Consider the following 10,716-nt stretch of genomic DNA (forward strand, 5'->3'; position numbering starts at 1 on the left):
CCTCGTCGCGGGCCGCCGCGGCGTCCGCCCGGACCCGCTCCACCTCCGCCTGGGCGCGCGCCAGCCTGGCCTGCGCCTCCGCACTCACGGCGCCGACCGGCGACTCCTCCGCAGGCATCAGCTCCTGCCACCCCGAGCCCAGGAGCCACGCGCCGACCGCGGCCTGTACCGACGGCTCAGCCGGCTCCGGGGCGTCCGGAGCCACCTGGGCGGCCAGCTCGGGGTTCGCCTGCGTCCACACGCGCGCCACCCGTGCCCGGTACGCGTCGTCCTGCAGAGCGCTCCACAGCGGCCCCGCCCCCGCGGTCGCGCGTCGACGTGGGGCGAACCGGTGGACGGCGCGCAGCGAGGGGGGGACCTCGACGGGCTCCGTCGTCCCCAGGACGTCGGCTGCCACCTGCACCAGCGCCGTCCGCAACGTCGTCGGCACCTCGGTGGCGTCGTCGCCGGTCCCGCGTTCGCCGCTCATGACCAGCACCCTAGGTGCCGCGGGCAGTCGACGCCGGGACCCGGCCCGGCGGCCCCCGGGTGCGGGGTGACCGCCAGGCCGGGTCCGCCGCGACGTCAGGGGGTCGTGACCCCCAGGACGTACGCGCCGGAGCCGGAGTACGCGTCGACGACGTACCGGTAGGTGCCGGCGGTGCCGGAGTAGGTGAACGCCTCGTTGGGCGACGACGTCGTCCCCCGTGCGACCGTCGACCAGGCGGTCCCGCTCCGCTTCTGCAGGTAGAGGTCGAAGTCGGCGCCGGTCGGACCTGCGAGGCAGAGCCGGAACGTGCCGCTGCGGGTCACGCTCACCGAGCCACCCGAGGGCTGGGCCACGGCGGAGCCGGAGGAGAGGGTGCCCTGGTAGGTGGCCGCGTAGCCCGAGCAGGACGTCGTCGGGGGCGGGGTGGTGCCGCCTCCCCCGGTGGTCAGCGTGAGCCCGTAGGCGGACAGGATCTCGTTCACCGGCTGGAAGTAGGTGGTGCCGCCGGAGGAGCAGTTCCCGGACCCGCCGGACGTCACGCCCTGCGCCTGGTTGCCGGCGATGAGGGAGCCTCCGGAGTCGCCGGGCTCGGCGCACACGTTGGTACGGATGAGCCCGCTCACCGTGCCCTCGGCGTAGGTCACGCTGGCGCCACGGGACTGGATCGTCCCGCAGTGCCAGCCGGTGGTCGATCCCGACCGGCAGACCGAGGCGCCCACCGCGGCGTCGGTGGACCCGGCGACGGAGACCCGGCTGCCGTTGTACTGGTTGACCGCGCCGATCGGGGTGTTGCCGGCGGCGGCGCCGATCCACGAGTAGTCGTTGCCCGGGAAACTGGAGCCCCGGAACGTCCCGGTCGGCGTCGCGGTCGTCGCCCCGGTCTGACCGCAGTGGCCCGCGGACACGAACCCGCCCGTGACGGAGAAGCCGACGGAGCAGCGGCTGGTCCCGCCGATCGTGTAGGCGTTGCCGCCGACGATGTCGATGAAGGTCCTCGGCGCCTCGGCCGTCGGCTGGAACGTCACCGAGTCCGCCGGCACCCCGGCCCGCTCGACGAGCCGGCGTGCGGCGGTCTCGCCGCCTGCGCGCACCGACACGACGACCGAGTTGGTCGTGACGTCGACGTACCAGCTCGGCACGGCCGCGGCAGCCTCGGCGGTGGTCGCGTCGAGCGAGGACTGCCACTGCTCGAGGTCGGCGAGCGTGTGGTCGACGACGACGGCCTGCGCACCGGCCGCCTGCACGGTCGAGGCGGCACCTCCGTCGGCGACGCCGACGTACAGCACGTTCTTCGTGGGGTCGATCCAGGCGCCGGCGTACGTGGCTCCCAGTCGTGCCTTGAGCACGCGCTGCTTCCCGGCGGCGTCCGCCTGGAAGGTGAGCCGCTTGGCGGCAGCGGACGGGCTGAGCCCGAGGTCGCGCTCGAGCGCCTTCTGGATCGCGGGGTCGACCTTCTGCTGGATGCCGAGCTCCTGCGGGCTCGTGGATCCGGGGTCGGATGGTGCGGCAGTCGATCCGACCGCCAGCGGTCCGGCGAGGAGCGCGCCGGCCGCACAGGCCGTCACCGCCGCCCTCCAGGTGTGTCGCGTCATGTCCGTCGTCCCTCCGTCGTCACATCGGCCGGTAGGCCGTCAGTCACACTAGGCGTGACGGGAGTCGAAGAACAGATCACTCGGTGGGCATAGCACCGCGGTTATGCCCTGGAGGCGGCCAGCCAGTCGAGGAACCGGGGGCTGCTGCGGCTCACGGCCTCGGCGTGGGCGCGGACGGCGGCCTCCACGATGCCGTCGACCGGCAGCGGGGGCGCCTCGTCGTGCCAGCCCACGTGGTGCGCCCACTGCAGCGGCACGCCCGCCAGGGGGACCACGCAGACCCCGGGGGTGTCGGGGAACGTCGGTTGCACCAGGGCGACACCGTGACCCGCCCGGACCAGGTCGWCGCACGCCGCCCGGTCGGCCTCGCTCACCTTGCCCGGAGTGAACCCGGCCCGCGCGCAGGCGGTGACGAAGCAGCGCTGGAAGCACCCGGCGCCGGACACCCCGAGCCAGTCGGCGTCCGCGAGGTCCGTGAGCGCGACGACCGCCCGGGTGGCCAGCGGGTGGTCGTCCGGGACGAGCACGAACACCGGGTCCGTGCTCACCCGCCACCACCGGACACCGCCCGCCGTCGGCGGTGACGCGTTCCCGCACATGCCGACCAGGGCGATGTCGAGCGTCCGCGCCGCCAGCTGCGCCGAGACGCCGTCGACGTCCGGCAGCGTGACGCTGGTGACCTCGGCGTGCAGTCCGGACACCAGGTGGTTGACGAAGAGCCCACCCAACGCCGTGGCCGCCGTGCCGACCCGCACCGACCGCGCCTGCTTGTCCCGGCCGGCCACGATCCGGTGCGCGTCCTCGACCAGCGCGGACATCGCCGGGAGCAGCACCTTGGCGCGGCTGAGCACGAACTCTCCGAGGGCGGTCGGCCGCGCGCCCCTCTGGTCACGCGTGAACACCGCCGCTCCGAACGTGCGGTCGATCCGGTTGAGCTGGGCCGTGAGGGCGGGCTGGGTGAGTCCGAGGGTCGCGGCCGCGCGGGTCACCGAGCCCTGTTCCGCGACGGTGACGATCAGACGGAGGTGGCGCAGCTCGAGCTCCATCCGGCGAAACTATCGACCCGCCACCGTCGTGGGGAGACATACGGCCAGGTCGCGACGCACCGGGGCAGGAGCCGAGTCGTGTCGGTGCCCGTGGGTAGCGTCCCAGCCATGTCGTCCGTCCGCCGCCTGCGCCCCGTCTGGGCGGACGCCACCCCGGACCCGGCCGCGCGTCCGGTGCAGCAGACGCTGGACGACCTGGGCACCCCGTTGTCGGACGTCACGTTCGTCGTCGTGGACCTCGAGACCACGGGCGGCACCCCGGCGGACTGCGCGATCACCGAGATCGGTGCCGTCAAGGTGCGCGGCGGCGAGGTGATCGGCGAGTTCCAGACGCTCGTGGACCCGGGCGGTCCCGTGCCGGCCTTCATCCAGGTGCTCACGGGCATCACCACGACGATGCTCATCGGGGCGCCGCCGATCGAGGAGGTGCTGCCCAGCTTCCTCGAGTTCTCGCGCGGGTCCGTGCTCGTCGCGCACAACGCCCCGTTCGACATCGGCTTCCTCAAGGCAGCCGCCGCCCGGACGGGTCACGCCTGGCCGGGCAACAAGGTGGTGGACACCGTCCGGCTCGCGCGCCGGGTGGTCACGCGCGACGAGGCCCCGAACCACAAGCTGTCCACCCTCGCCTACCTGTTCCACGCCACGGTCACGCCCAACCACCGGGCCCTCTCCGACGCCCGCGCGACGGTCGACGTGCTGCACGCGCTGCTGGCGCGCCTGGCTCCCCTGGGCATCACCCACCTCGAGGACCTCGCCACCGCCACGGACCCCGTGCCGGAGGACGTGCGCCGCAAGCGCACCCTCGCGGACGGCCTGCCGGACGGGCCGGGCGTCTACCTGTTCCGGGGACCCGGCGACGAGGTGCTCTACGTCGGCACGTCCACGACGTCGCTGCGCCAGCGCGTCCGCTCCTACTTCACGTCGGCGGAGAAGCGCAGCCGGATGATCGAGATGGTCCGCGTCGCGCAGCGCGTCGACCCGATCCCGTGCGCGACCCCCTTGGAGGCGCGCGTCCGAGAGCTCCGCCTCATCGCCGCCCACTCCCCCCGGTACAACCGCAGGTCCCGGTTCCCCGAGCGCATGCCGTGGGTCCGCCTCACCTCCGAGCCCTACCCGCGCCTGTCGGTGGTCCGGGAGGTCAAGGACGGCGACGGCACGACCTACATCGGACCGTTCTCCTCCGCGTCGACGGCCCAGCTGGCCGTGGAGGCCCTGCACGAGACGTTCCCCATCCGGCAGTGCACCCGCAAGCTCCCCCTCGTGGCCGCGCCCGGCTCGTCGGCGTGCGTGCTGGTCGAGATGGGCAAGTGCGGAGCCCCGTGCACCGGTCACCAGGGACCGGCCGGCTATGCGGAGGTCGTCGACCGCGTCCGGCACGCGATGGTCGCCGACGCCGCCCCCGTGGTCGAGGCGCACGCCGACCGGATCGCGTGGCTGGTGGCGCAGGAGCGGTTCGAGGAGGCCGCGACCGTCCGGGACCGCCTCGGCGGCTTCCTGCGTGGCGCGTCACGAGCCCAGCGGTTCGCCCCGCTCGCCACCTGCGCCGAGCTGGTGGCCGCTCGACGTGCCGACGACGGCGGGTGGGAGCTGGTGCTCGTGCGGTTCGGACGTCTCGCAGGGACCGCACGGGTGGACCGGCGAACCGACCCGCGGCCCGCCATCGCCACCCTCCAGGCCACCGGCGAGCAGGTCGAGCCCGCCGTCGCTCCTGCCACGGCCGCGCACCCGGAGGAGACCGACCTGATCCTCGCCTGGCTGGAGAAGCCGGGGGTCCGCCTCGTCGCGGTCGACGTGCCGTGGGCGTGCCCCGTGCGATCGGCCGAGGCGCTGGGAGACCCGGCGACCGCCGTCGCGACGCTGGTCAGACCGCGACTCGCCCCCGAGCCGGACGGCCTCGTGGTCCACCTGCCCCGGGTGGGCGCGGAACGCGAGCTCGACGTCGTCGAGGCGCGGCCGGTCAGGCTGGAGCTCGACGACGCGCAGGTCATCCCGTTCAGCATCCACCCGCCGCGCACGGCATGATGACGAGCATGCTGACCGCCATCGTGCTCATCGACTCGGACGCCGCGAGGATCCCGGAGGTCGCCGCCGCGATCGCCGAGCTCCCCGGAGTCAGCGAGGTCTACTCCGTCACCGGAGAGGTCGACCTCATCGCCATGGTGCGTGTCCGCGAGCACGACGACCTGGCCGACGTCATCGCGGACAAGGTGAGCAAGATCGAGGGCGTCATCCGCACGCAGACGTACATCGCGTTCCGGACCTACAGCCAGCACGACCTCGAGCAGGCGTTCGCCCTCGGTCTGGAGGACTGACGTGGAGCGCAGCGGAGGCTGAGGGCGCGGGAGCGTCACTCGGCCGGAGCGAGCGCGAGGTCAGCACGAGGACTAGCTCAGCGCGCGCTCGCCGCCCTCCAGCGCGCCAGGACGTCCGCCGCAGCCCCGCTGTCCAGCGACTGCCGCGCGTGCCCGCTCGCTGCGACCAGACGCTCCACGAGCGTCCCGACGCCGGTGCCGGGCAGCGTGCCGTCGGCGACGAGCGCCGCGGCCGTGTTCAGCACGACGGTCTCGCGCACCGGGCCGGTCTCCCCGCCGAGCAGACGCCGCGCGACGTCGGCGTTGTAGTCGGCCTTCGCGCCCCGCAACGAGTCGAGCGCGATGCGAGGCACGCCGAGGTCGGCCTCCCAGTCGATGACGGACTCCGTCACGTCGCCGCCGCGGACCTCCCACAGCCGGGTGGGACCCGTCGGAGCGATCTCGTCGAGACCGTCYTCCCCGCGGAAGACCATCGCGCTGACCCCGCGCTGGGCCAGGACACCCGCCATCAGCGGCGCCATCCGTGCGTCCGCCACGCCGATCGCCGCGGATCCGGGCTGCGCCGGGTTGGTGAGCGGGCCGAGGAAGTTGAACGCCGTGCCGACGCCGAGCTCGGTGCGCGCGGCCGCGGTGTGGCGGAACGACGGGTGGAACACCTGCGCGAAGCAGAAGGTGATCCCCACCTCCGTGGCGAGCTCGGCGACGCGCGCCGGCGGGTGGTCGAGCCGGATGCCGAGCGCTTCGAGCACGTCGGCCGACCCGGACGACGACGAGGCCGCCCGGTTGCCGTGCTTGACGACGGTGATGCCCGCCCCCGCGATGACGAGGGCCGACATGGTCGAGATGTTCACGGTGTGYGATCGGTCGCCGCCGGTGCCGACGATGTCCAGCGTGCGCCCGGGCACCTCGATCCGGACGGCGTGCGCCAGCATCGTGTCGGCGAGGCCCGTGAGCTCGTCGACCGACTCGCCCTTGGTCTTCAGACCGATGAGGAACGCGGCGACCTTGGGGGTCGAGGCCGCGCCGCTCATGATCTCGGACATCGCCCACGACGTCTGGTCGATCGTGAGGTCCCGCCGGGCCGTGAGCGTCGCGAACAGGTCCGGCCAGGTCGGGGCGTCGGTCATCGGATGACGGCCTGCGCCTCGACGATCGCCGCGACCGCGCCGTGCAGCTCGACCGGGTCGAGCGGCCGGCTGACCACGGCGTCGGCGTTCGACCAGGACGCCAGCCACGCGTCCTGCGGGCGACCGGTGAGCACGAGGGTCGGCGGGCACCGGAAGATCTCGTCCTTGAGCTGCCGCGCCAGGCCGAGGCCGCCCACCTTGTCCGCCTCGCCGTCCAGGATCAGCAGGTCCAGCCCACCCGACTCGGTCTGCGCGATGACTGCGGCGGCGGTGGCCACCTCGACCCACTCGATGTCGGGCGCGCCGCGCCGGAGCCGCCGGCCGACGGCGAGCCGCACCTGCGCGCGGGCGTCGACGTCGTCGCTGTACAGGAGGATCCGCGGGCCGGTGGTGGCTGCGTTGTCGGGGTGCGCCGTGCTCATGGAAGTCCCTCACTCGTCGTCGACGTGCGTCCGTCCGGAATTCTGGCACGGGTGGTCCCGCCTCGGTGGTCAGGCCCGCCACAGCACGTCCGGGACGCATAGCACGGAGGCCACGACGCGCCGCGCGTCGAGACGCGTCCAGGGCGCTGCGCGCGGCCGTCGACGCACGCCAGATCCGCGTGATCTCCGGCCGTGGGCTCGCGCGCGACTCCTCGGATCCTGACGGTGTGACATTTACCTGTGGCCACGCTGAGGGCCTAACGTCCCATGCGGGGGCGTCATCAGCCATAATGACGATCGTGTCGACCGCAACGGCTGCCCCGCGCACCAGCCCCCACGTGAGCGTCAACCGACCGAACCCCGTGTCGGTAGGGACGATCGTCTGGCTGGCCAGCGAGCTCATGTTCTTCGCCGGCCTCTTCGCCATGTACTTCACGCTGCGTGGCGCAGCGCCGGAGGCCTGGGCGGAGAACACCCCGAAGCTCAACATCACCTTCGCCGCGATCAACACCACGGTGCTGGTCCTGTCGTCGGTGACGTGCCAGATGGGTGTGTGGGCCGCGGAGCGGTTCCAGCCCGTGCGCACCGGCTCCCTGCTCCAGGTGAACCGCTGGGGCATGAACGAGTGGATGGCCCTGACGTACCTCATGGGCGCCTTCTTCATCGGCGGCCAGATCTTCGAGTACGCCGAGCTGGTGCACGAGGGGCTGACCATCGCGTCGAGCCCGTACGGATCTGTCTTCTACCTGACGACCGGGTTCCACGGTCTGCACGTCGTCGGCGGCCTGCTCGCCTTCCTCTTCCTGCTCGGTCGCTCGTTCAGCGCCAAGCGGTTCGGCCACCACGAGGCCACCTCCGCGATCGTCACGTCGTACTACTGGCACTTCGTCGACGTCGTGTGGATCGCGCTCTTCGCGGTGATCTACCTCCTGAAGTAGCCGGCGCCGGGCTCACGGGCCCGTCGCTCCCAGACCCCCATCCCCCACGTGCGAGACGAGGATCGATCCGTGAAGGCACTCGCAGCCCGCAGGCAGGATCGGCGTGCGCCGATCGTGCTGCTCCTGCTGGCGCTGCTGCTCACCGGTGGCCTGTACGCGGTGCTGGCACCGACGTCGGCCGATGCCGCGCCTGTGAAGGCGAGCACCAACGACATCGCGACCGGCGAGAAGCTGTTCCAGGCCAACTGCGCCACCTGCCACGGACCGTCCGCGTCCGGCACGGAGAGCGGCCCGTCCCTCATCGGCGTGGGCGCCGCGGCTGTCGACTTCCAGGTCGGCACGGGTCGCATGCCCATGCAGATGAACGGGCCGCAGGCCCAGGTCAAGCCCGTGCAGTTCGACCAGGAGCAGATCAACCAGCTCGCCGCGTTCGTCGCGTCGCTGGGTGTCGGTCCGGCCATCCCCACCGCGGAGCAGGTCGACCCGGCCCTCGGTGACGTCGCCAACGGCATGCTGATCTTCCGCACCAACTGCGCGATGTGCCACAACGCCGTGGGTGCGGGCGGCGCGCTCTCGCAGGGCAAGTTCGCACCGAACCTCTGGGCGACCACGCCCACCCACCTGTACGAGGCCATGCTGACCGGCCCGCAGTCGATGCCCGTGTTCAACGACGCGAACATCACGCCCGAGGAGAAGCGCGACATCATCGCGTTCATCGACCAGCAGGGCGGCACCTCCCCCGGCGGGCTCGACCTCGGCGCCCTCGGCCCGGTGAGCGAGGGCCTCTGGGCCTGGGTCGTCGGCATGGGCCTGCTCATCGGCGCAGCAGTCTGGATCGGAGCGAAGTCCTCGTGAGCAACCACGACACTGGCCACGAGGCCGGCAACGAGCTCGTCACGCACGCGCCCGGCGCGCTGCCCGACAAGTTCGAGGACCCGGGTCACCCGGCGCACCACGATCGTCTGGGCGACAACGACCCGAAGGCGAACAAGAAGGCGGAGCGCCAGGTCGTCGTGCTCTTCGCCGTCTCCGTGCTCGCCACGCTCGGCTTCCTGGTCGCCTACTTCACGCTCCCCCCGGGCGAGACGCCGGAGTCGATGCTGCGCTCGAACCTGGCCCTCGGGCTCGGTCTCGCCCTGTCCCTGCTGGGCATCGGCCTCGCCGCCGTCCACTGGGCCAAGGCGCTCATGAACGACCACGAGAAGTCCGAGGAGCGGCACGTCCAGCGCAGCTCCGACGAGAACCGGGCCGGCGCGGTCACCGCCCTCAAGGACGGCGCTGCGGACTCGGCCATCGGTCGGCGCGGCGTGCTCCAGGGCGCCATGATCTCGGCGCTCGCCCTGTTCCCGCTGGCGATCATCGTGCCCATCGTCGGCAACGTCGGTGGTGACTGGAACGTCTCGAAGTTCCGGCACACGATGTGGAAGAAGGGCACCAAGCTCGCGACGGACCCGACCGGCCGGCCCATCAAGGCCGCGGACGTGACCATCGGCTCGGTGTTCCACGTCATCCCCGAGGACCTCGACGAGGCGGAGCACCCGCTGGACGAGAAGGCCAAGGCCGTCGTCCTGCTGGTCCGGCTCGACCCGGCCGACCTGAACGAGGCCGAGGACCGCAAGGGCTGGTCCTACGACGGGATCGTTGCCTACTCCAAGATCTGCACCCACGTGGGTTGTCCGGTCGCGCTGTACGAGCAGCAGACCMACCRSMTCCTSTGCCCGTGCCACCAGTCGACGTTCGACGTGGCCAACGGAGCGAAGGTCGTGTTCGGACCGGCGAAGCGGCCTCTGCCGCAGCTGCCGATCACCGTCGACGACGAGGGCTACCTGATCGCGCAGAGCGACTTCACGGAGCCCGTCGGCCCGAGCTACTGGGAGCGTCTCAAGTGACGACCACAGCCACCCCGACCCCGGTCGAAAAGCTTGCCGCGGGAACTGCGGACTACCTGGACCAGCGCACCGGCGTCGGCACGTTCGTCAAGACGTTCGCGCGCAAGATCTTCCCCGACCACTGGTCGTTCCTGCTGGGCGAGATCGCGCTGTTCAGCTTCATCACGATCCTGATCTCCGGCGTCTTCCTCACGCTCTTCTTCGTGCCCAGCATGAACGAGGTGCACTACGACGGGCCGTGGGAGGCGATGCAGGGCGTCCAGATGTCCGAGGCGTTCGCCTCGACGTTGCGCCTCTCGTTCGAGGTRCGCGGYGGCCTGCTCRTGCGGCAGATCCACCACTGGGCCGCCCTGATCTTCATGGCCGCGATCGTCACGCACATGATGCGCGTGTTCTTCACCGGGGCGTTCCGCAAGCCGCGCGAGGTCAACTGGGTGGTCGGCTTCACGCTGCTCATCCTCGGCCTGGCAGCCGGCTTCTCCGGGTACTCGCTCCCGGACGACGTGCTCTCCGGCAACGGCCTGCGCATCACCGACGGTGTGGTCCGGTCCATCCCGATCATCGGCAGCTACACGTCGTACTTCCTGTTCGGCGGCGAGTTCCCCGGCCAGGCGCTCATCCCCCGCCTGTTCACGGTGCACATCCTGCTGGTGCCCGGGATCATCCTGGCGCTCATCGGCCTGCACCTGTTCTTCGTCGTCCTGCACAAGCACACGCAGTACCCGGGCTCGGGGCGGTCGGACAAGAACGTCGTCGGCTACCCGCTGTTCCCGATCTACGTGGCGAAGGCCGGCGGCTACTTCTTCACCGTGTTCGGCGTCATCGCGCTGATGGCGGCGACGATGTCGATCAACCCCGTCTGGAACTACGGCCCGTACGACCCCTCACCGGTGTCCGCGGGAGCCCAACCCGACTGGTACA

10 protein-coding genes and 1 pseudogene are annotated in these 10,716 nt (G+C 71.9%); 6 read left to right on the forward strand and 5 right to left on the reverse strand.

Annotated features, from left to right (window positions below):
- From AC1DUQ_RS09255 to AC1DUQ_RS09265, 3 genes and pseudogenes are all read right to left on the reverse strand, one after another.
- Positions 1–469, reverse strand: a pseudogene (locus tag AC1DUQ_RS09255) (NYN domain-containing protein); the annotation flags it as partial.
- 95 nt (positions 470–564) lie between these two features.
- Complete coding sequence (locus AC1DUQ_RS09260; protein ID WP_477061753.1) at positions 565–2,061, reverse strand: S1 family peptidase; 1,497 nt, start codon at positions 2,059–2,061, stop codon at positions 565–567.
- Positions 2,062–2,162: 101 nt separating this feature from the next.
- Entirely contained in the window at positions 2,163–3,107 is a 945-nt protein-coding gene (locus tag AC1DUQ_RS09265; protein WP_477073691.1) for a LysR family transcriptional regulator, read from the reverse strand.
- Positions 3,108–3,215: 108 nt separating this feature from the next.
- On the opposite strand from AC1DUQ_RS09265, the gene AC1DUQ_RS09270 reads away from it, so the two are divergent.
- Together AC1DUQ_RS09270 and AC1DUQ_RS09275 are read left to right on the forward strand one after the other, a co-directional pair.
- Positions 3,216–5,129, forward strand: coding sequence for a DEDD exonuclease domain-containing protein (locus AC1DUQ_RS09270; RefSeq protein ID WP_477061751.1), 1,914 nt, complete (start codon positions 3,216–3,218; stop codon positions 5,127–5,129).
- A gap of 8 nt (positions 5,130–5,137) precedes the next feature.
- Positions 5,138–5,419 (forward strand): Lrp/AsnC family transcriptional regulator, encoded by a 282-nt coding sequence (locus AC1DUQ_RS09275; protein WP_056090625.1) that lies wholly within the window; start codon positions 5,138–5,140, stop codon positions 5,417–5,419.
- Between the two features lie 77 nt (positions 5,420–5,496).
- On the opposite strand, the gene trpD is transcribed toward AC1DUQ_RS09275, so the two are convergent.
- A complete protein-coding gene (gene trpD, locus AC1DUQ_RS09280) occupies positions 5,497–6,546 on the reverse strand; it encodes an anthranilate phosphoribosyltransferase (protein ID WP_477061750.1) in 1,050 nt (349 codons plus the stop codon).
- The gene (locus tag AC1DUQ_RS09285) at positions 6,543–6,968 is read right to left on the reverse strand and encodes a hypothetical protein (protein ID WP_477061749.1); all 426 of its coding nucleotides are present in this window, start codon (positions 6,966–6,968) and stop codon (positions 6,543–6,545) included. Before AC1DUQ_RS09285 ends, trpD begins: the two co-directional genes overlap by 4 nt.
- A 290-nt stretch (positions 6,969–7,258) precedes the next feature.
- Between AC1DUQ_RS09285 and ctaE the strand changes: the two genes are divergently transcribed.
- The 4 genes from ctaE to qcrB all read left to right on the forward strand — a co-directional run.
- On the forward strand, positions 7,259–7,906 hold the full coding sequence (gene ctaE, locus AC1DUQ_RS09290; RefSeq protein WP_477061748.1) for an aa3-type cytochrome oxidase subunit III: 648 nt from the start codon (positions 7,259–7,261) through the stop codon (positions 7,904–7,906).
- A gap of 69 nt (positions 7,907–7,975) precedes the next feature.
- Positions 7,976–8,761 carry a cytochrome bc1 complex diheme cytochrome c subunit gene (gene qcrC, locus AC1DUQ_RS09295; RefSeq protein ID WP_477061747.1) on the forward strand — a complete coding sequence of 262 codons (786 nt, stop codon included), beginning with the start codon at positions 7,976–7,978 and terminating at the stop codon, positions 8,759–8,761.
- Entirely contained in the window at positions 8,758–9,795 is a 1,038-nt protein-coding gene (gene qcrA / locus AC1DUQ_RS09300) for a cytochrome bc1 complex Rieske iron-sulfur subunit (RefSeq protein ID WP_477073692.1), read from the forward strand. The genes qcrC and qcrA overlap by 4 nt, the downstream gene beginning before the upstream one ends.
- Positions 9,792–10,716 (forward strand): cytochrome bc1 complex cytochrome b subunit (qcrB, locus tag AC1DUQ_RS09305; RefSeq protein ID WP_477073693.1); only part of this gene is annotated, 925 nt, incomplete at its 3' end. The genes qcrA and qcrB, both read left to right, overlap by 4 nt.

The sequence above is a fragment of the Cellulomonas sp. P4_B5_2 genome (genome assembly GCF_056402235.1).